Raw genomic sequence first — 19,340 nt, 5'->3', positions numbered from 1 at the left:
GTGGTAAGGCGGGTTCGAACCCGCCTTACCACTCACGACCAGCCGCGGCAGACTTCAGTAAGCCACGGTGAAGCGCGCGCGGCGGTGCTTCGGCTGCTCGATCTCGTCGACGTACGCGATCGCGAAGTCGTCGCCGCCGATGTGCGACTTGCCGTTCTCGTCGGTCAGCAGGACGTCGCCGCCGACGCGGAACTCGCCCTTGCGCTCGCCGGGCGTCCACGCGCCGAACTCGGCGGCCGGGCTGACGTAGAACCAGTCCAGGCTCTCGGGCTGCTCGCGCAGCAGGCCGAGGACCTCGGCGTGGCTGCCGGCCTCCTCCTTGTACTCGGCCGGGAACTCCGGGGTGTCGAACAGCCGCGGGCCGCCCTCGGCCACGTGCAGGCTCGCCGCGCCGCCGACGAACGACAGCCGGACGCCGTGCTCGGTCGCGATCCGCGCCAGGGCCGGGACGGCGTCGATGAGCTTCTTGCCGTCGATCTCGCGGGCCGGGGTGGCGACCACGAAGACGTCGGCGTCCTTCGCCAAGCCCGCCACGAACTCCTCGTCGTGCAGCGAACCCTGCCGCTCGTCGACGCCTTCGGGCACCGAGCCGGCGTGGCGCGCGACGCCGACGACCTCGTGCCCGCGCCGCAGCGCCTCGGCCCCGATCTTGCCCCCGGCGTACCCCGTCGCCCCGAAAATGACCAGCTTGGCCATGTCTGTTTCTCCGTTCGTCTCGGCTGTCCGCAGCCGATGCTAGGAACGGAAGATCACCTACTTCAACGGGAGCTACACACCTGGGGGTATGCGTCCAGGTCAGCCCCCGAGGCCCGCGAACTCGGCCGCGACCTTCTGCTTGACGGCGTTGACGTCGAGGCCCGCGCGGACCTCCGCCGTCGCGTTCGGCTTGGACAGCACCTGGTAACTGGCCGTGCGGTTGGGCAGCTTGAACTTCACCGCGCAGGACAGCTTGATCGTCGCGTACGGCTCCGCGTCCCCGGCCGCCGTGCAGGTCTGCGCGCCGAGCGATTCGGCGCTGACTTCGACCGAGAGGGAGATGTGCACGACGCTCTTCTCCCCCGACGCCGGCGTGCCGACCACGCTGTTGGAGACGTCGACCGTCGTCGTGCAGGAGCCGACGAAGTCCTTGCAGTCGAGGACCTGGTTCGTGACGACGGCGCTGGCCTGCACCAGCCCCTCGAACGGCTGCCCCAGCCCGCCGACGGTGGCGTCGAGGTCGGTGTGGAACGCCTTGAGCGCGTCCCCGGTGAGCGCGGTGACCTGGAACTCGGCGCCGTACTTCGGGCCGGCCTGCGGGTCGAGCAGCGCCGGGGCGAAGCTGACGACGCGGTTCGGCTTGGCCGTCGTGACGCGCAGGACGCTGGGCGCGGCGCCGAGCTGGTAGACCTCGGTGCCGTCTTGGAGCTTCGCCTTGACCGGCTCGTCGAGGCGGTCGAGACCGGCCAGCGCCTTGCGCAGCCCTTCGGCCAGCGCCGGTGGCGCGAACCGGGCCGCCGGGTCGAAGGGCAGTTCGGAGCCGAGCGAACGCACCCAGCTCGTGCCGAACTGCGCACCCTCGTCGATGGCGTGCGCCTTCCAGTAGTCGGCGTCGGCCTGCAGGTAGAACTGGCCGGCGGCGGCCGTCACCTGGACGAAGCGGCCGTCCAGCGGCAGCCCGCCGACGGCGTTGCCGCCGCGGGTGACCCGGAACTGCTGGTCGGCGCCCTTGACCGTGGACTTCAGCGCCACCGCGGGTGCCTGGCCCAGCGCGGTGAGAGCCGCGTCAACCGCGGCGCGCTGCTCGGCGCGCCGGTCCGCCGTCGCCTGGTCGGCCGCGGAGACACCGGCCGTGCCGGCGACCGCCACCTGACAGCCGGCCAGCAGCCCGCCCAGCAGCAGCACCGCCGCCACCCTGCTCCGTCGAGCCCGCATTCCCGCCCCCTGCTCTCCCGCTACCGAGCACACCTCGGCCGGCGTCGTCCCGCCACCGGATTTGTGTCGTCACGCACCGGGGTTCAGGAGGGTTCTAGCCTGGGCCGGGCACCCGCCGCAACCCACCGTGATGAGGTTGGTTTACACTCTTGAGGTTGTCTCGGCGAGGCGGGGCCCTTCTGGGGTGCCCGGCGTGATCGACGCGGCGGCTCGAGTAGCCCCCGTCGTCGTGCACGCCCGGAAACTCGCCGCCGATACTTCTGAACAACACAACGCTTCCCCGCCGCAGCATGCTGTCGTGATTTGAAGGAGTGCCACACCGTGTCCGAGGTACGTCTGTCCGTCGAGCCGCGCACCGAGTTCGGCAAGGGCGCCGCGCGCCGCACGCGTCGCGCCGGCAAGATCCCCGCCGTCCTCTACGGCCACGGGTCGGACCCGCGGCACTTCGCGCTGCCGGCGATCGAGTTCGCCCGCGTCGTCCGCGAGAACGGCTCGAACGCCGTCATCACGCTGGACCTGGAGGGTTCGGTCGAGCTGGCGCTGACCAAGACCATCGTGGTCCACCCGCTGAAGAACTACATCGAGCACGTCGACCTGCTGGTCGTGAAGCGCGGCGAGAAGATCGTCGTCGACGTCCCCGTCGTCGTGACCGGCAACCCCGGCCCGGGCGGCCTGGTCAACCAGGACGTCGACACCCTGCAGGTCGAGGTCGAGGCGCTGCACATCCCGGAGCAGTTCGAGGTCTCGATCGAGGGCCTGGAGATCGGTTCCCAGGTGCTGGCCGGCCAGGTCGAGCTGCCCCAGGGCGCCACCCTGATCACGGACCCGGAGTCGCTCGTCGTGGCCGTCAACGAGCCGCAGCGTGAAGAGGCCGACGACGACGCCGAAGCGGGCGAAGAGTCGGCCGAAGCCGCCGAATAACGCCGCTGTTACCGTTTCGAGCGTGACCGAAGACGTGCCCGGGGCCGGCGAGCTGATTTTGCTCGCCGGCCTCGGCAATCCCGGACCCCAGTACGCCGGAAACCGGCACAATGTCGGGTTCATGGTGCTGGACGAGCTCGCCGCCCGCATCGGCGGCAAGTTCAAGACGCACAAGAGCGGCGGCGAAGTGCTCGAAGGCCGGTTGGCCGGCCGCCGCGTGGTGCTGGTGAAGCCGCGTTCGTACATGAACCTCTCCGGCGGGCCGGTCGTCGGCGCGGCGAAGTTCTACAAGGTGCCGCCGTCCGGCCTGGTCGTGGTGCACGACGAGCTCGACGTCGACTTCGGCGCGCTGAAGCTCAAGTTCGGCGGCGGCGACAACGGCCACAATGGACTCCGCTCGATCTCGAAGTCGCTGGGCACCCGCGACTACTACCGGGTGCGGTTCGGCATCGGCCGCCCTCCGGGCCGCCAGGACCCCGCGGACTTCGTGCTGAAGGACTTTTCGACGGTCGAGCGCAAGGAACTCCCGTTGGAGGTGGATCGGTGCGCGGACGCGACCGAAGCGCTGATCGGCACCGGCCTCGCGGCCGCGCAGAACGCCTTCCACGCGGGCTGACATGGGTGGCAAGGTGAAGCCATGACCCCCGACGAAGTCCGGGCGATCGCTTTCGGCAAACCCCGGTTCGGCCGTCGCGGCTACAACGAGGACGAGGTGGACGCCTTCCTCGACCTCATCGCCGAGGCGCTGGCCGGGCGGAACATCCTGACCCCGGACGACATCCACTACGTCGAGTTCACGATCATGCCGGTCGGCATGCGCAGCTACGACCAGGCCCAGGTCGACCTGTTCCTCGACGAGGCCGAGGCGGCGCTGGTGGAGCTGCGCAACCCGCGACCGGTCATCGAGGACGAGAAGCCGTCGCAGGGGCCGCGGAAGTGGTTCGGCCGCGGCTGACGGTGTGAAGCCGGCCACACAGCGCTCGGTAGCGCGGAGTCACCCGAAGGCGGGCCGGAGGCCGTCCTTCGGGGTGAGGTTGGGGAAAGCCCCTTTCGGGCAGCCTGTTCACGGGTTAGGACGGTGTACGGGAGTTTCGCATCCCGTCCAACCCGGAATCGGAGAGTTCCATGTCGTTCACCGCCGAAGACCTCGCCGAGGTCACTTTCGGTAACGCCCCGATCGGCCGTCGTGGTTACGCGAAGCACGAGGTCGACGAGTTCGTCCGGCGGATCGCCAAGACGCTCGGCGAGGAGGACGACCTGACCGCCGCCGAAGTGCACCACGTGATGTTCTCGAAGCCGCTGATCGGCAAGCGAGGCTACGACGAGCGCGAAGTCGACGAGTTCCTCGACGCGGTGGAACACCAGCTCGCCGCCCGCACCGGCCAGGCCCCGGACCTCCCGGGCGCCCGCACGGCCCCGGAAGCCACAACCGAGCGAGCCGCCCCACCCACGCTCCGCGCCATCCGCGTCCAGCAACGCTAAGACGTCACTTTCCCTATGAAAGTGACGCCTCGAGGCGCCGGGCACGCAACTTTCATAGGGAAAGTGACGCCTCCAGGCCCCAGGCACGCAACTTTCATAGGGAAAGTGACGGGTCAGGCGTCGGCGTTCTTCTTGATTCGGTCGGCGAACTGCTGGGCCGTTGCCGCGCGCTTGACCTTGCCCGAAGGCGTCTTCGGGAGGCTGCCCGCCGGGAGCACCACCACCGCGTACGGCCGCATGTCCACCGCGTCGCGGACCCGGGCCGACACCTGCTTCATCAGGTTCTTCTCGGCTTCGGCGTCGCCCGCCAGCTTCGACTCCAGGACCACCGCGAACCGCTCGCGACGGCTGCCCGCGTCCAGCCGGACCGCCACCGCGTTGCCCGCGCGCACCCCGTCGACCGAGGTCGCCGCGCGCTCGATGTCCGTCGGGTACAGGTTGCGGCCGCCCATGATGATGACGTCCTTGCGGCGGCCGCAGATGACGATCTGGCCGTCCACCAGGTACCCGAGGTCGCCGGTGTTCAGCCAGCCGTCCGCGTCCTGCGTGTCGAGCGGGCCGTCCATGGTCAGGTAGCCGGGCGTCACGGCTTCGCCGCGCAGCCGGATCTCGCCGACCTCGCGCTCACCCAGCGGCGCGCCGGCGTCGTTGACGATCTCCGCCTCCAGCCCGTCGAGGGGCCGGCCGAGCAGCGCGAACGACCGGACGCCGTCGGTGCCGCGCCGCGGGTCGCCCTCGGGGACCGGCACCGCGCGGTTCTCCGCCTCCAGCGCGTCCGCCTCGACGACGTCGAGGGTGAGGCCGGTGAACAGCGGCGCGAACGAGACCGCGAGCGTCGCTTCCGCCATGCCGTAGGCCGGGAAGACGCACTCGGCAGGCATCTTGAACCGGGCGCCGGCGTCCACAAAGGTCTGGACGGCGGTCTCGTCGATGGGCTCGGCGCCGTTCAGCGCGATGCGCAGCTTCGACAGGTCGTAGGCGTCGTCTTCGTCGACGCGGGCCATCCGGCGCCCGACGATCGCGTACGCGAAGTTCGGCGCCGCCGTCGTGGTGCCGTGGTACTTCGTGATCAGCTCGGGCCAGATCAACGGCCCGGAGAGGAATTCGACCGGCGTGATCTTGACCAGCTCGACGCCGAAGGTCATCGGCACGGTCAGGAAGCCGACCATCCCCATGTCGTGGAACGTCGGCAGCCACGACACCATCACGTCGACGTCGAAGTCGAACTCCGCGCGCTCGACCATGGCCTTGACGTTGGAGTACAGGTTCCCGTAGGTGATCCGCACGGCCTTCGGATCGGCGGTCGACCCGCTCGTCAGCTGCAGGAGCGCGGTGTCGCCCTCGTCCGTGACAATCACATTGGCGAGCGGCTCGGCTTCCGCGAGCTCGGTGATGAGCTTGAAGCCGATGCCCTTTTCCGCCAGCACCGGCGCCAGCTGATCGAACGGCTCGCCCAGCAGCACCAGGTCGGAGCCGATCATCCCGAGCACCCGCACGGTGTCCTCGGCCCACTCGGCGAGGTCGGTGCGCGGGGTCGGCTGGTGCAGCATCGTGACGCTGCCGCCGGCCAGCCACACGGCCTGCACGGTCGGCGCGATCAGCACCGGCGCCGCGGCCAGCACCGCCACGGCACCCCCGCGCTCGAACCCGCCGGCCACCAGACCACCGGCGATCCGCCGGGCTTCGGCGTGCACCTCGGCCCAGGTCCGCCGGACCGGTTCCTTCGGCTCTCCGGTCACCATGCCGCGCTGCTGCCCCCGCTTCGTCGCGGTGGCGACGAGCGTGTCCACGAACCTGCTCATGGCGGGAACACTACTGTCTCGGCGTCAACGTCCGCCGAGCAAAGCGGAAAGCGGGCCGCGAAGCCACCGGTTCACCTGGCGCTGGCCCCGCAGCCGGACGACCACGAGGCCGGGGTAGCGGTCCTCTCCGATCACCTGACGGACCCGCGCGCGCAGGATCGGGTGGTACCGCCACGCCATCTTGACGATGTGCTCACGGTCGGTGAAGAAGGTGCGCAACGGGCCTTCGACGTTCCCCGCGGCGATCTTCGAACCGCGGCCGAAGCGACGTTTCAGCGTGCGGATGACGACCCGGGCCATGACCAGCGCCCGCGGGTGGTCGAGCCACACCAGCACGTCGAGGCGGGCGGTCATCCGGTCCCGGACCTGCTCGCCCTGCCACTCGATGGCCCAGACGTCGCCGTCCAGGAAGTCGAGCACCTCGGCCTCCCAGGTGTCCCGCACGGTCCAGCCGGGCCCGAGGTAGAAGGATTCGAGCGCCACGTACGGCACGCCGAGGCCCTCGCACAGCGTCTGCGCGAGGGTCGACTTGCCCGAGCCCGCCCCGCCCGCCACCGCGATCCGCCGCAGCTGCGGTACGCCGAGGGGCTCGTCGGGCCCGAGCACCCTCATTCCAGCAGCTCGGACGTCTCGAGCCACCGGCCCTCGACGTCCTCGATCTCGCCCTGGACGCCCTTCAGCTCGGCGTTGAGCTCCATCAGCTTCGCCGGGTCCGTCGCGGCCTCCAGCAGCGACGCGTGGAGCTTCTCCTCCTTGGCGTGCAGCTGATCGAGCTTGCGCTCCAGCCGGCCGAGGTCCTTCTGCGCCGCGCGCAAGTCCGCCGCCGACTTCTTCGCCTCGGTCTTGGCGGCCGTCGGAGCCGCCGCGGCCGCCGGTTCCTTGGCGAGGGCCCGGCGGTTCAGGTACTCCTCGATGCCGCCCGGGAGGTGGGTGATCCGGCCGTCGCCGAACAGCGCGACGATCGTGTCGCAAACGCGTTCGACCAGGTAGCGGTCGTGCGAGACGACGACCATCGTGCCCGGCCAGCCGTCGAGGAGGTCCTCCAGCTGCTGCAGCGTGTCGATGTCCAGGTCGTTCGTCGGTTCGTCGAGCAGCAGCACGTTCGGCTCGGCCATCAGCAGCCGGCACAGCTGCAGCCGGCGTCGCTCGCCGCCCGAAAGGTCACCGACCGGCGTCCACTGCCGGGCCGCCGGGAAACCCAGCTTCTCGCCCAGCTGCGACGCCGTCATCTCCTGCTTGCCGAACACCACGCGCCCGGCCACCTGCTCGATCGCCTGCAGCACCCGCAGGTCGCCGGGCAGGTCGTCGAGCTCCTGGCGCAGGTGCGCCAGCGCGACCGTCTTGCCCTCGATCCGGCGGCCGGTGCTGCCCTCGACGTCACCGCCGAGCAGCTTCAGCAGCGACGTCTTGCCCGAGCCGTTGACGCCGACGAGGCCGATCCGGTCGCCCGGCCCGATCCGCCAGGTGACGTGGTCGAGCAGCGTCCGGTCGCCGACCGCGTACGTCGTGTCTTCCAGTTCCAGCACGGTCTTGCCGAGCCGCCGCTTCGCGAACGCCTGCAGTTCGACCGAGTCGCGGGGCGGCGGGACGTCGGCGATCAGCGCTTCGGCGGCCTCGATGCGGTAGCGCGGCTTCGACGAGCGGGCCTGCGGGCCGCGGCGCAGCCACGCCAGCTCCTTGCGGGCCAGGTTCTGCCGCTTCTCCTCGGCCGTCGCGGCCAGCCGCGCCCGCTCGGCGCGCGCGAAGATCCAGTCGGCGTAACCGCCTTCGTACTGCTCGACGCGGCCGTTCGCGACCTCCCACGTCAGGGTCGCGACGGTGTCGAGGAACCACCGGTCGTGCGTGACGACCACAACCGCGATCCGGCGCGCGAGCAGGTGGTCGGCGAGCCAGCGGACACCTTCGACGTCCAGGTGGTTGGTCGGCTCGTCGAGCACAACGAGGTCAAGTTCGCCGGTCAGCGCGGCGGCCAGGGCGACCCGGCGCCGCTCGCCACCGGACAGGTTCGCGGTGGGCTTGTCGAGCCCGATCGCCGTGATGCCCAGCCCGTCCACAATGGAGCGGACGCGGGCGTCGGCGGCCCACTCGTGTTCGGCGCCGTACCGCTCGAGCACAACGTCGCCGACCGTGCTGCCGTCCGGGAGTTCGGTGCGCTGGGTGACCACGGCCATCCGCAGGCCGCCGACGTGGCTGACCCGCCCGGAATCCGGCTCGGCGAGTCCGGAAAGGACTTCCAGCAGGGTGGTCTTGCCGCCACCGTTGAGCCCGACGACGCCGATGCGCTGCCCGGCCGCGACACCGAGAGAAACGCCGTCCAGCAGTGGCTTCACCCCGTAGGACTTGCTCACCGACTCGAGATTGACCAGGTTGGCCATCCGTTCAGCCGATCCTTTCTACGATGACGAACCGGGTTGCCACGACCATGGTCGTGTCGTCCACGGTGAATTCGGGGTCCTCCAGCGCGGCGCGCATTTCGGCGCTGTGCCAGTAGGCCGTGTGGTCGGCGCGCCATTCGGCGACGCTCGTGAAGCCCTCACCCTCGTCGAGGGCGTGTTGCAGGTCCACTTCGGACAGTGGCAGGACGCGAACCTCGGTCGTCTCGAGAACCGCGACCCCGGCACCGGCCGAATCGATCATCAGCTCGCGCTCGCCGACGGCAGGCAGCTCCTCGCCGTACTTCTCGTACTCGACGAGCAGGCCGGTGGTCGAAGTCTTTTCCCCGCGCAGGATCGCCGCGACCAGCTTGTCGCGCAGCGGACCGGGGAACGCGAACTCGGCGTGCTTCACGCGTGCACCCGCGGCGCCGGGCGCGGCGCGTCGTCCCCGCCCACCAGCCGGGCTCCCGGGACCGGACCGTGGGCCACGCGGACCGTCCGGCACACGCCGGCGCCCGACAGCTCGGCCGCGACCTCCACCGCCGACTGCGCGCCTTCGCAGAGGAACGCGCACGTCGGACCGGAGCCGGACACCGTGCCCGCGAGGGCGCCCGCGTTGACGCCCGCCCGGAGCGTGCGGCGCAGGTCCGGCCGCAACGAGACGGCCGCCGCCTGCAGGTCGTTGCCCAGCAGCAGGGCCAGCTGGCGCGGGTCACCCGAGGCGAGCGCCTCGACCACCGGCGTGTGCGAGCCGATCCGGGGCGGGTTGCCCGCCGCGCGCAGGCGGTCCAGTTCGCCGAACACCTTCGGCGTCGACAGCCCTTCGGCGTCGAAGGCCAAGACCCAGTGGAACGTGTGCCGCGACAGCACCGGGACCAGCTGTTCGCCGCGCCCGGTGCCCAGCGCGGTGCCGCCGTAGAGCGCGAACGGGACGTCGCTGCCCAGGCCGGCGGCGATCGCGGCCAGCTCGTCGCGGGTGACGTCGAGGTTCCACAGGCTCGCCAGGCCGACGAGCGTCGCCGCCGCGTCGGCGCTGCCGCCCGCCATGCCGCCGGCGACCGGGATGCCCTTGCGCAGCACCACCCGGACCTTCGGCTCCTCGGTGCGGCCGACGTGCGCGGCCAGCGCTTCGACGGCCCGCCAGGCCAGGTTTTCGGGGCCGGTCGGGACGGTGCCCTCCCCTTCGCCGAAGACCTCGATGCCGGGTTCTTCGGTGACCGCGACGGTCACTTCGTCGGTCAGCGACAGCGCCTGGAAGACGGTCACCAGCTCGTGGTAACCGTCTTCGCGCAGGTCATCGACCGAAAGGTGCAGGTTGACCTTGGCCGGAACCCGGACGGTGACTGGGGGCGGAACTACGGCGAGCACCCGACCAGCCTACGTGCCCGCCAAAGCGCCCCAATGTGGCGTTGGTTGCGTCCAACGCACCGAACGCCACATTGGGTGCGTTGGACGCACCGAACGCCACATTGGGGCGCTTGGGGCCGGTACGGGTCAGGCGGCCGCGATGCCCTGCGGACCGCGGGCGGTGTGGGTGACGTGCCCGCCGCGCTCGGCGACCCAGGCCAGCGCCGCGTCGGCCCGCTCGCCGCGGACGCCGAGGCGGAACCGGCCGACCGGGGTGTCGCCGATCCGGGTCAGGCCGCCGCCGATGGTGGCGAACTCGACGTCGAAGCGGCCCGCGGCCTCGGGCAGCAGCGCGCCCACCGACGCGAAGCCGACCAGCACGACGTCGGCCGAGCGGTCGTAGCGCGCCGCCTGCGCGCGGCTGGTCTCGATGGCGGGCAGCAGCGCCTGGGCGGTGCGGCTGGCCGGGTCGGAGATCAGGTCGAGCACCGTGCCGCGCTCGACGACCGTGCCGTCCTCCAGCACCGCGACGTCGTCGCAGACCCGGCGGACCACGCCCGCGTCCGGCGTCGTGACGACGACGGTGACGCCCAGCTCGGACCGCGCCCGGTCGAGGACGGCGAGCACCGCACCGGCCTCCTCCGGGTCGACGCCGGCGGTCGGGTCGTCGGCAAGCAGCACGGCGGGGGCCGCCGCCAGCGCCTTCGCGACCGCGACGCGGCGGAGCTGACCGGCGGACAGCTCGCCGGGGTGCTGCGCGGCGCGCGGGGTCAGGCCGACGAGGTCGAGCAGCGAGCCGACCCGGCTGCGGCGCTGCGGGCCGTCGACTCCGAGCTGCTCGAGCGGGGACGCGATGTTGCCGGCGATGGTGCGCTCGGCGATCAGCTCCGGCTTCGTGGACACGACCCCGAGCTGACGGCGGATTTCGCGGAGGCGGCGGCCGTCGAGGGTGCCGGTGTTGAGGCCGTCGAGGCGGACGACGCCGCGGTCGGGGCGCTCCTGCAGCGCGATGCAGCGGGCGAGGACGGACTTGCCGGACCCGGCGGGACCGACCACGCCGAACAGCGAGCCGGCCTGGACCTCAACGCTCACGTCCCGCAGGGCGACGACCGAATTTCCGTTGGTGGCAAAGGTTTTGGACAGATTTTCGACGGTGATCACGAAGGCTCCAGAAAACGGGGTGCGCGCATGGCGCGGCACCCGGCCGCAAGCGAGTTCCGTCCTGTTCGGACGGTGCGTGAAGAAGAGGTGGACCGGCTACGACAAGCTCAGTTGGAGCGTCGACATGCGGTCACGGAGCGGCGGCCTTCGTCGACAACGCGACGCCTGGTCAGGAGCAGGGGGCGGGCTACCCTCTTCATCTAAAACGGCCTCCATCGGTCCTGGCGGTAGCACCTGCCCTGCGGAGGGTGGTTGCTGCGACTTCGGCGAGCCAGGTCTCTCAGTCGCTCGGGATGGACGTACTGAGTAAAACCGATCCCGAGGAGCGAACGCAAGCCTGTTGGCCCAGATCACACGAGTGGCGGTGTCCGAATCGCGGGATCACGGCGGGGAGGGCGTATTTTTACCCGTCTCCACTGTGGAACGGCTAACGCGCGGCGGCGATCCGGGCGAAGTCGTGCACGTCCAGCTGTTCGCCGCGGGTCCTCGGGTCGATCCCGGCGGCCGTCAGGAGTTCGCCGGCGCGTTCGGCCGAGCCCGCCCAGCCCGCGAGCGCGGCGCGGAGCGTCTTCCTGCGTTGGGAGAAGGCGGCGTCCACCAGGCCGAAGAGCAGCTCCCGGTCTTCGGACGCGGTGGTGTCTCCGCGTTCGAAGGCGACGAGCGCGGAATCGACGTTCGGCACGGGCCAGAACACCGAGCGTGGCACGGCGGCGACCTTGCGTGCGCTGCCGTACCAGGCGAGCTTGACGCTCGGCACGCCGTAGATCCGGCTGCCGGGGCCGGCGGCCATCCGCTCGGCGACTTCGGTTTGGACCATGACGAGGCCGGTCTTCAGCGACGGCACCTCGGCCAGCAGGTGCAGCACCACCGGCACGGCGACGTTGTAGGGCAGGTTGGCGACCAGGGCCGTCGGCTCGCCCAGTTCCTCCCGGGTGACGCGCATGGCGTCGGCCCCGACGACGGTGAGGTTCCCCGCGGCTTCGGGGCCCCGCTCGGCGACGGTTTCCGGCAGCCGTTCGGCGAGCTTGGGGTCGATCTCGACGGCGACGACCCGCGCCCCGGTGGCGAGCAGCCCGAGGGTCAGCGACCCGAGCCCGGGCCCGACCTCGAGGACGACGTCGCCGGGGGTGACGCCGGCGAGTTCGACGATCCGGCGGACGGTGTTGGGATCGTGCACGAAGTTCTGCCCGAGCTTCTTCGTCGGCCGCACGTCCAGCTCGGCCGCCAGCCCGCGGATCTCGGCAGGTCCCAACAGTTCAACCACCGGACGAGCCTACTTGACCCCGGAACTCGCGTGATCAGCGGCGGAACTCACGTGATTGAGCCCGTAACTCACGTGATTGGCGGGGCATCTCGCGTGATTGGGCGGGCATCACGGGTGATGCCCCTCCAGACACGCGTGATGCCTTGCTGGACACGCGTGATGCCTTTTTGCGCACGCGGAACGGCCCCCGTCCGGGAGGACGGGGGCCGTTGCGGGAAGCGGTCAGGCCTTCTTGCCGCAGACCGGCCAGGCGCCGTAGCCGCCGCGGGCGTCGCGGACCTTCTCCGCGACCGCGATCTGCTGCTCGCGGGAAGCCTGGCTCGGCAGGTTCGCGTACTGGTCGCCGCCGTAGGCGTCCCAGGTGCGCTTGTCGAACTGGAGGCCGCCGTAGTAGCCGTTGCCGGTGTTGATGGCCCAGTTGCCGCCCGACTCGCACTGCGCGATGCGGTCCCACGAGGACCCGTCGCCGATGGCGGGGGTCGGGGCCTGCTTGGTGCCGACGTGGACGATCTTCGGCTTCGGCTGGGTGATGACCTCCTCGGAGATGCTCTCCCGGCCGACCTCCTTGCCGTTCTTCTGCGTGACCTTGTAGGTCACCATCTTCTCGCCGGGCGTGCCGGGGTCTTCGACCTGCGTCTTGCCCTTGGCCAGGTTCGGGTCGTCGACGCGCTGCTCAGGCGGGTCGATGCTCTCCTTCTGGGTGACCGTCGAGACGCCGGTGCGGCTGATGTGCACCTCGGCGCCGTCGGTCAGCTTGACGTCCAGGCCACCCTCGGCCTGGTCCTCCGGGCCCAGGGTGAGCTTGTACTCGCCCAGGAACTCCTTCGTCGTGACCGCGGTCGTCTTCACCTGCTTCGGCGCGTTGGCCCCGTCGTACAGGGTGATGTTCTTCAGGGTCTTGATGACGACGGTGGCGCCCTGGAGCGGCAGCTCGCCGTCCTTCGGCATCGACATCCACGTGCCGGGCTTGTCCATCCCGGTCATGCCGAGCTGCGACAGCGCCTCGCCGAGGTGGGTCGCCCGCACCCAGGAGGTGTGCTCCGCGCCGTCGACGATCATCTTCAGCTGGCGGCCGCGCTCGAGCTTGATGACCCCGCCGTCGCCGACCTCGGCCTGCGGGGAGGGGGACAGCGAGTCGTGCTCGCCGACGGACAGGCCCGCGTCCTCCAGCACCTCGCCGACGGTGTCGCCGAACGAGTGGATGGTCTGCTGCTGGCCGTCGACGTCGACGGTGACGCTCTTGTTCATCGCCAGCGCGGCCGCGCCGCCGCCGGCGACGCTGATCATGACGCTGAGGACGGCGCCCTTGAGGAACCGGCGCTTCCAGACCTTGGTCGTCTGACGGAGGCCTTCGTCCAGGGCCGCGCGACGCGCTTCGGGGGAAGCGGTGCGGTCCTCGTCGAGGCCGTCCGGGATGACGATCGGCGGCAGGTACGTCGTCTCCGCGTTGATGAGGCGGATCAGTTCGTCGACGTCGACGTCCATCTCGGCCATCATCGCGTCGGCGTCCGGGCCGAGCGCGGCGAGGATGTCCTGCTGCGTGATGTTCGGGTCGTCGGAGAAGTCGAGCTGGCCGTACGCAGTGTTCTCGAAATCGCGCTCGAGGACGGCCGCGGAGCGCGCTCCAGCCTGTCTGCTACCTGTCACCGGGTCGTTCCCTTTCCCAAGGCGCCGTTCGGGGCGGCACCTTTACGTCTGGGCCCTCAGCCGGCGCCATCGTCACGGTTCCAGGCCGTACCGCTCCTGGTTCCGCTTCCCCGACGTGCACTGACGTGACTGTGGGCGTAACAGTCGGCAACTGCAGTCCGCAGTACCGACCGGCACGATCACGGGACAGTAACGGGTTGCGGCGGGTTGCGCAAACACCCCCCGGAGTGTCGTGATCTGGGTCACTCCATCAGGTGGACGAGCCGGGAACCCTGTTGTCGCAATGCGTTCAACCCGTTGTGACACTGGGGAGTCGGTAGATCCGCTCGGCGGTGGTCCGGACGGCTTCGGCCACTTCGTGGACAGCTTCGCCCCTGAGCGCCGCGAGGTGACGCACGGTGTAGGCGGCGCCGAACGGCTCGTTCGGCCGCCCACGGAACGGGTGGGGGGTCAGAAACGGCGCGTCGGTCTCGACGAGGTACTGCCCGGCCGGGCAGAGCCGGGCGGCCTCGTGGAGGCCCTTCGCGTTTTTGAACGTGACGGTGCCCGCGAAGGAAAGGACATACCCCGCGTCGACGCACTTGCGGGCCATTTCCGCGTCGCCGGAGAAACAATGGAAAATTACGGCGTTCGGCGCACCCTCTTCGGCCAGGATGCGCAGCACGTCGTCGTGGGCCTCGCGGTCGTGGATCATCAGCGGCTTGCCCAGCCGCTTGGCGAGGTCGATGTGCCAGCGGAACGCCTCCTGCTGGGCGTCGTGCGGCGAGTAGTCCCAGTAGTAGTCGAGTCCGGTCTCGCCGACGGCGACCACGCGGTCGTGCGCCGCCAGGCGCTCCACCTCGGTCTTCTCGGCCTCGCCGAACTCCTTGGTCCGGGTCGGGTGGATCGCGACGGCGGCGAAGACGCGCGGGTCCCAGCCCGCGGCCTCGGCGACCCAGCGGGCCGAGGCGAGGTCGTCCGCGACCGTGACGACGCGGGCGACGCCGGCGCGCTCGGCGCGGTCGACCATGGCCGTGACATCGGCCGCGGTGACCGCGCCGCACGCGTCGAGATGGGTGTGCGCGTCCACCACCGCCACCGGGAGCCGGTCCGGGACCGGCGGCAGCTCGCGCTTCTGTTCACCCATGCATGACCTCTTACTCCTTGGTGATCGGCGCCCACTCCGGCCCGGTCTCGCCGAGGGCCGGGTCGAGCTTGGTGAACAGCGGCGACGGCTTTTCCAGTGGCTTGCCGACCTCGATCGGCGTCGACTCCCACTTCGCCTGCTCGGCCGCGTAGTCGCCGGTGAGGATCGGGTTGACCCGGCCGTCGATGTCGAGGTCGTCGACCTCCTTGAGCTCCGGCTGGGCGGCCCAGACACCGGTGCCGCCGAGGGCCTCGTGGACCTTCTGCGCCGAGTGCGGCAGGAACGGCGTCAGCAGCGTGTTCGCGTCCGAGACGACCTGCAGCGCGGTGTGGAGCACGGTGTCGCGCCGCGTGGGGTCGTCCTTGAGCTTCCACGGCTCCTGGTCGGAGATGTACTTGTTCGCCGCGGTGACGACCTTCATCGCCTCGCTCGCCGCCTGCTTGAACCGGGACCGGGCCAGGTGCGCGCCCGCGGTGTCGAACGCCTTGCGCGACAACGCCTTCAGCTCTTCGTCGGCCGCCGTCGGGGCCTCCGGGCGCGGGATGGCGCCGACGTTCTTGTGCGCCATCGAGATGGACCGGTTGACCAGGTTGCCCCACTCGTTGGCCAGCTCGAAGTTGGTCCGGCGGACGAACTCGTCCCAGGTGAAGTCCGTGTCCTGGGTCTCCGGGCCGGCGACCGAGATGAAGTACCGCAGCGTGTCCGGCCCGAAGTCGCGCAGGAAGTCCTCGACGTAGATCACGCGCCCGCGCGAGGTCGAGAACTTCGAGCCGCTCATGGTGAGGAACTCGCTGGAAACGATCTCGTCCGGCAGGTGCAGCTTGCCGTACTTGCCCGGCTCGCCACCCTTGTCGCCCTCGCCGTTGTGCCCGAACAGCAGCGCCGGCCAGATCTGGGCGTGGAAGGTGATGTTGTCCTTGCCCATGAAGTAGTACGACCGGGCGTCGGCGTTGCTCCACCACTCCTGCCACGCGTCCGGGTTCCCGGACCGCCGCGCCCACTCGACGCTGGCCGAGAAGTACCCGATCACCGCGTCGAACCAGACGTAGAACCGCTTCAGCGGCTGGTCGCGCCAGCCGTCGAGGGGGATCTTGACGCCCCAGTCGAGGTCACGGGTGATCGGCCGGGGCCGCATGTCGTCGATCAGGTTCTTGGTGAAGTTGAGGACGTTCGGGCGCCAGTCGGTCTTGGTGCCCAGCCAGTCGCCGAGGGTCTTGGTGAACGCCGGCAGGTCGAGGAAGTAGTGCTCGGTCTCGACGAACTTCGGCGTCTCGCCGTTGATCCGCGACTTCGGGTTGATCAGCTCCGCGGCGTCGAGCTGGTTGCCGCAGTTGTCGCACTGGTCGCCGCGCGCGCCGTCGTACCCGCAGATCGGGCAGGTGCCCTCGACGTAGCGGTCGGGCAGCGTGCGGCCGGTGGACGGGCTGATCGCCCCGCGCGTGGTCTTCGGCACGACGTAGCCGTTGCGGTGCAGCGCCAGGAAGATCTGCTGCGTCACCTCGGCGTGGTTGCCGGTCGTGGTCCGGGTGAACAGGTCGTAGGACAGGCCGAGGCCCTGCAGGTCGGTGCCGATCTGGCGGGTGTACTTGTCCGCCGTTTCCTGCGGGGTCGAGTTCTCCTTGTCCGCCTGGACGGTGATCGGGGTGCCGTGTTCGTCGGTGCCGGAGACCATGAGCACCCGGTTGCCGGCCATTCGCTGGTAGCGGGAGAAGACGTCGGACGGGACGCCGAATCCGGACACGTGGCCGATGTGGCGGGGGCCGTTGGCGTAGGGCCAGGCCACCGCGGTCAACACAGGGGTGCTCATACCTTATTAGCCTACGGAGGGCGTCACGCGCTTTGTCGAGAGGGAGGCCCGGTTGTCGGCGACACGGTTGCTCGTGCTCGGGGTGGTGCGCATGTACGGCCGCGCGCACGGCTACCAGGTGCGGCGCGAGCTGCTGACCTGGTCGGCGGACAAGTGGGCCAACGTCCAGCCCGGGTCGATCTACCACGCGCTGAAGAAGATGACGGCCGAGGACCTGCTGGAGCAGGTCGACGTCGAGCCGGGCGAGGGCGGCCCGGACCGCGTCGCTTACCGGCTCACCGCCGAGGGTGAGCAGGAGTACCAGGTCCTGCTCTCGAAGGCGCTGTCCGATCCCCAGCTCAACCACCCCGATCTGTCGGCCGCGATTTCGCTGATGACCACCCTGCCCCGGGCGCGCGTGATCAACCTGCTCCGGCACCGGCTGGTGCACCTGGAGGCCGAGCAGCGGCAGGCGGGGCTGATGCTCGAAGAGCTGAAGGTCAACATGGGCCTGGGCACCCCGGAGCACGTGGGCGAGCTGTACCGGCTGTGGGGCGGGATCACCGACGCGAGCCTGACCTGGTTGCAGGGCCTGGTCGAGCGGCTCGAAGCGGGCGAATACGTGATGGCCGACGAGCCGGGCGAGCCGTTCGGCGCACCACCAGCCCGGTAATCAAGTTTGACTAGCGCATCCTTCTCGGGCACAGTGTGCACCTCAACTAGTCAAGATTGACTAGTTGATTGACTACCGCGAGAGGGGTTTTCATGATCACGGCACGCGGTCTCGAGCGGCGGTTCCGCCGCAAGGGCCGCACTGGGGGGGAAGTACACGCGGTCAAAGGCGTCGACCTCGACGTCGAAGCGGGCGAGCTGGTCGGCTTCCTCGGGCCCAACGGCGCCGGGAAGACGACCACGCTGCGCATGCTGACCACGCTGCTGAAGCCGACCGCGGGCACCGCGACCGTCGGCGGCCGCGACCTGCTCGACGACCCGCTCGGCGTGCGCGAGCGCATCGGCTACGTCGCGCAGGGCGGCGGCAGCGCGCCGGAGAGCAAGGTCGCCGACGAGCTCGAGCTGCAGGGACGGCTCTACCGGATGAGCAAGACCGACGCGATCGCGCGCGGCGCCGAACTCGCCGAGCAGCTCGACCTGACCGGGCTGGACCAGCGGCTGACCAAGACGCTGTCCGGCGGGCAGCGGCGGCGGCTCGACATCGCGCTCGGGCTGATCCACTCGCCGGGCCTGGTGTTCCTCGACGAGCCGTCGACCGGCCTCGACCCGCAGAGCCGCGCCAACCTGTGGGACCACATCCGCCGGCTGCGCGCCGAACAGGGCGTCACGGTTTTCCTCACCACCCACTACCTCGACGAGGCGGACGCGCTGTCGGACCGGCTGATCGTGATCGACGACGGCCGGATCGTCGCCGAGGGCACGCCGGACGCGCTGAAGGCGCGGGTCAACGGCGACCGCGTCGAGGTGGGCGTCGACCCCGGGCAGGCCACGGACGCCGCGGAGATCGCGGGACGGCTCGCGGGCGCGCAGGAGCTGTCCGTCGACGGCGGGGAGGTCCGGTTCCGGGTGCCGCGCGGCGACGTCGCCCTGCCGGAGCTGCTGCGGGCCCTGGACGCCAAGGGCATCACGATGCTCTCGGTGCAGGTCCACCGGCCGACGCTCGACGACGTCTTCCTGACGTTGACCGGGCGTTCGCTGCGGGAAGCGGAGGAGGCCGGCCGTGCTGCGTGACACCTGGCTGATCTTCCGCCGCGAAATGACGGCGGCGCTGCGCAACCCGACCTGGGTGCTGATCGGGATCATGCAGCCGCTGCTCTACCTGTTCCTCTTCGGCCCGCTGATGGTCAAGGCCGTGCAGGCCCAGGGCATGTCCGAAGTGGACGGCTGGATGCTGCTGACGCCGGCGCTGATCACCCAGCTGGCGCTGTTCGGCAGCTCGTTCGTCGGCTTCGGGCTGCTGGCCGAGTACCGCTCCGGCGTCGTCGAGCGGTTCCGGGTGACCCCGGTCAGCCGGGTCGCGCTGCTGCTGGGCAAGGTGCTGGCCAGCGCGCTGCAGGCCGTGGTCCAGGCCCTGTTGATCATCGCGCTGGCGTATCTCGCGTTCGACCTGGACGCGCCGGCCGGCGGCGTGCTGCTGAGCCTGGTCATCGTGTTCCTGCTGGCGGTGTCGCTGGCGTCGTGCTCCTACGCGCTGGCGCTGACGCTGAAGAGCGAGGAGACGTTCCCGGCCCTGCTCAACGCGGTGCTCATCCCGCTGCTGCTGCTCTCCGGGATCCTCCTGCCGATCACGTCCGGGGTCGCACCGGAGTGGCTGTACACGATTTCGCAGATCAACCCGTTCCGGCACGTCGTCGACGTCGAACGGAACGCCTTCAGCGGCGACTTCACGGTGGACGCCCTGTTCACCGGCAGCGTCGTGGTGCTGGTGATGGCCGTGTTGTCCGTGTGGTGGGGCACCCGCACCTTCCAGAAGGAAAACGCCTGATCACCACGGCCTGGGCAACCC

Annotated in this window: 19 protein-coding genes and 1 riboswitch; of the genes, 7 read left to right on the top strand and 12 right to left on the bottom strand. The window is 70.4% G+C overall.

What is annotated here, in order from left to right:
• Window positions 1–54: 54 nt before the first annotated feature.
• Window positions 55–696, bottom strand: a complete 642-nt coding sequence (locus tag Q5425_RS15950) for an NAD(P)H-binding protein (RefSeq protein ID WP_308673000.1) — start codon at window positions 694–696, stop codon at window positions 55–57.
• A 99-nt stretch (window positions 697–795) separates the two neighbouring features.
• The gene (locus Q5425_RS15945; RefSeq protein WP_308672999.1) at window positions 796–1,890 is read right to left on the bottom strand and encodes a hypothetical protein; all 1,095 of its coding nucleotides are present in this window, start codon (window positions 1,888–1,890) and stop codon (window positions 796–798) included.
• 342 nt (window positions 1,891–2,232) lie between these two features.
• Here Q5425_RS15945 and Q5425_RS15940 point away from each other — a divergent pair, with 342 nt between their 5' ends.
• From Q5425_RS15940 to Q5425_RS15925, 4 genes are all read left to right on the top strand, one after another.
• Window positions 2,233–2,832, top strand: a complete 600-nt coding sequence (locus tag Q5425_RS15940; protein ID WP_308672998.1) for a 50S ribosomal protein L25/general stress protein Ctc — start codon at window positions 2,233–2,235, stop codon at window positions 2,830–2,832.
• 22 nt (window positions 2,833–2,854) lie between these two features.
• Window positions 2,855–3,448 (top strand): aminoacyl-tRNA hydrolase, encoded by a 594-nt coding sequence (pth, locus tag Q5425_RS15935; protein WP_308672997.1) that lies wholly within the window; start codon window positions 2,855–2,857, stop codon window positions 3,446–3,448.
• Between the two features lie 21 nt (window positions 3,449–3,469).
• Window positions 3,470–3,787 carry a DivIVA domain-containing protein gene (locus Q5425_RS15930; RefSeq protein ID WP_308672996.1) on the top strand — a complete coding sequence of 106 codons (318 nt, stop codon included), beginning with the start codon at window positions 3,470–3,472 and terminating at the stop codon, window positions 3,785–3,787.
• A gap of 170 nt (window positions 3,788–3,957) precedes the next feature.
• Entirely contained in the window at window positions 3,958–4,314 is a 357-nt protein-coding gene (locus tag Q5425_RS15925) for a DivIVA domain-containing protein (RefSeq protein WP_308672995.1), read from the top strand.
• Between the two features lie 113 nt (window positions 4,315–4,427).
• On the opposite strand, the gene Q5425_RS15920 is transcribed toward Q5425_RS15925, so the two are convergent.
• The 10 genes from Q5425_RS15920 to metG form a co-directional block, all read right to left on the bottom strand.
• Window positions 4,428–6,116 (bottom strand): fatty acyl-AMP ligase, encoded by a 1,689-nt coding sequence (locus Q5425_RS15920; RefSeq protein ID WP_308672994.1) that lies wholly within the window; start codon window positions 6,114–6,116, stop codon window positions 4,428–4,430.
• A 24-nt stretch (window positions 6,117–6,140) separates the two neighbouring features.
• Window positions 6,141–6,728 carry an adenylate kinase gene (locus Q5425_RS15915; RefSeq protein WP_308672993.1) on the bottom strand — a complete coding sequence of 196 codons (588 nt, stop codon included), beginning with the start codon at window positions 6,726–6,728 and terminating at the stop codon, window positions 6,141–6,143.
• The gene (locus tag Q5425_RS15910; RefSeq protein WP_308672992.1) at window positions 6,725–8,491 is read right to left on the bottom strand and encodes an ABC-F family ATP-binding cassette domain-containing protein; all 1,767 of its coding nucleotides are present in this window, start codon (window positions 8,489–8,491) and stop codon (window positions 6,725–6,727) included. Before Q5425_RS15910 ends, Q5425_RS15915 begins: the two co-directional genes overlap by 4 nt.
• A gap of 4 nt (window positions 8,492–8,495) precedes the next feature.
• Window positions 8,496–8,903, bottom strand: coding sequence for an ASCH domain-containing protein (locus Q5425_RS15905; RefSeq protein ID WP_308672991.1), 408 nt, complete (start codon window positions 8,901–8,903; stop codon window positions 8,496–8,498).
• Window positions 8,900–9,859, bottom strand: a complete 960-nt coding sequence (locus tag Q5425_RS15900; protein ID WP_308672990.1) for a 4-(cytidine 5'-diphospho)-2-C-methyl-D-erythritol kinase — start codon at window positions 9,857–9,859, stop codon at window positions 8,900–8,902. Before Q5425_RS15900 ends, Q5425_RS15905 begins: the two co-directional genes overlap by 4 nt.
• Window positions 9,860–9,985: 126 nt before the next feature.
• Entirely contained in the window at window positions 9,986–10,999 is a 1,014-nt protein-coding gene (locus Q5425_RS15895) for an ATP-binding cassette domain-containing protein (RefSeq protein WP_308672989.1), read from the bottom strand.
• A gap of 209 nt (window positions 11,000–11,208) precedes the next feature.
• Window positions 11,209–11,299, bottom strand: a riboswitch (SAM riboswitch).
• A 127-nt stretch (window positions 11,300–11,426) separates the two neighbouring features.
• On the bottom strand, window positions 11,427–12,263 hold the full coding sequence (rsmA, locus tag Q5425_RS15890; RefSeq protein WP_308672988.1) for a 16S rRNA (adenine(1518)-N(6)/adenine(1519)-N(6))-dimethyltransferase RsmA: 837 nt from the start codon (window positions 12,261–12,263) through the stop codon (window positions 11,427–11,429).
• 222 nt (window positions 12,264–12,485) lie between these two features.
• The gene (locus tag Q5425_RS15885) at window positions 12,486–13,910 is read right to left on the bottom strand and encodes a transglycosylase family protein (RefSeq protein WP_308672987.1); all 1,425 of its coding nucleotides are present in this window, start codon (window positions 13,908–13,910) and stop codon (window positions 12,486–12,488) included.
• A 289-nt stretch (window positions 13,911–14,199) separates the two neighbouring features.
• On the bottom strand, window positions 14,200–15,036 hold the full coding sequence (locus Q5425_RS15880) for a TatD family hydrolase (RefSeq protein ID WP_308672986.1): 837 nt from the start codon (window positions 15,034–15,036) through the stop codon (window positions 14,200–14,202).
• 10 nt (window positions 15,037–15,046) lie between these two features.
• Window positions 15,047–16,843 (bottom strand): methionine--tRNA ligase, encoded by a 1,797-nt coding sequence (gene metG, locus Q5425_RS15875; RefSeq protein WP_308672985.1) that lies wholly within the window; start codon window positions 16,841–16,843, stop codon window positions 15,047–15,049.
• A gap of 52 nt (window positions 16,844–16,895) precedes the next feature.
• Here metG and Q5425_RS15870 point away from each other — a divergent pair, with 52 nt between their 5' ends.
• The 3 genes from Q5425_RS15870 to Q5425_RS15860 all read left to right on the top strand — a co-directional run bounded on the left by Q5425_RS15870 (window position 16,896) and on the right by Q5425_RS15860 (window position 19,319).
• Complete coding sequence (locus Q5425_RS15870) at window positions 16,896–17,495, top strand: PadR family transcriptional regulator (RefSeq protein ID WP_308672984.1); 600 nt, start codon at window positions 16,896–16,898, stop codon at window positions 17,493–17,495.
• Window positions 17,496–17,587: 92 nt separating this feature from the next.
• Complete coding sequence (locus Q5425_RS15865) at window positions 17,588–18,565, top strand: ATP-binding cassette domain-containing protein (protein WP_308672983.1); 978 nt, start codon at window positions 17,588–17,590, stop codon at window positions 18,563–18,565.
• A complete protein-coding gene (locus Q5425_RS15860) occupies window positions 18,555–19,319 on the top strand; it encodes an ABC transporter permease (protein WP_308672982.1) in 765 nt (254 codons plus the stop codon). The genes Q5425_RS15865 and Q5425_RS15860 overlap by 11 nt, the downstream gene beginning before the upstream one ends.
• Window positions 19,320–19,340 lie beyond the last annotated feature (21 nt).

The sequence above is a fragment of the Amycolatopsis sp. A133 genome, from assembly GCF_031082405.1.
Lineage (GTDB): Bacteria > Actinomycetota > Actinomycetes > Mycobacteriales > Pseudonocardiaceae > Amycolatopsis.
Note: the sequence above shows the minus strand (reverse complement) of the source record. Positions and strands in the feature narration are given on the sequence as shown.

What these genes read in the sequence shown, in the direction of transcription:
- Q5425_RS15950 (WP_308673000.1), bottom strand. Translation starts at nt 696, where the DNA reads ATGGCCAAGCTGGTCATTTTCGGGGCGACGGGGTACGCCGGGGGCAAG.
- Q5425_RS15930 (WP_308672996.1), top strand. Translation starts at nt 3,470, where the DNA reads ATGACCCCCGACGAAGTCCGGGCGATCGCTTTCGGCAAACCCCGGTTC.
- Q5425_RS15925 (WP_308672995.1), top strand. Translation starts at nt 3,958, where the DNA reads ATGTCGTTCACCGCCGAAGACCTCGCCGAGGTCACTTTCGGTAACGCC.
- Q5425_RS15920 (WP_308672994.1), bottom strand. Translation starts at nt 6,116, where the DNA reads ATGAGCAGGTTCGTGGACACGCTCGTCGCCACCGCGACGAAGCGGGGG.
- Q5425_RS15915 (WP_308672993.1), bottom strand. Translation starts at nt 6,728, where the DNA reads ATGAGGGTGCTCGGGCCCGACGAGCCCCTCGGCGTACCGCAGCTGCGG.
- Q5425_RS15910 (WP_308672992.1), bottom strand. Translation starts at nt 8,491, where the DNA reads ATGGCCAACCTGGTCAATCTCGAGTCGGTGAGCAAGTCCTACGGGGTG.
- Q5425_RS15880 (WP_308672986.1), bottom strand. Translation starts at nt 15,036, where the DNA reads ATGGGTGAACAGAAGCGCGAGCTGCCGCCGGTCCCGGACCGGCTCCCG.
- metG (WP_308672985.1), bottom strand. Translation starts at nt 16,843, where the DNA reads ATGAGCACCCCTGTGTTGACCGCGGTGGCCTGGCCCTACGCCAACGGC.
- Q5425_RS15865 (WP_308672983.1), top strand. Translation starts at nt 17,588, where the DNA reads ATGATCACGGCACGCGGTCTCGAGCGGCGGTTCCGCCGCAAGGGCCGC.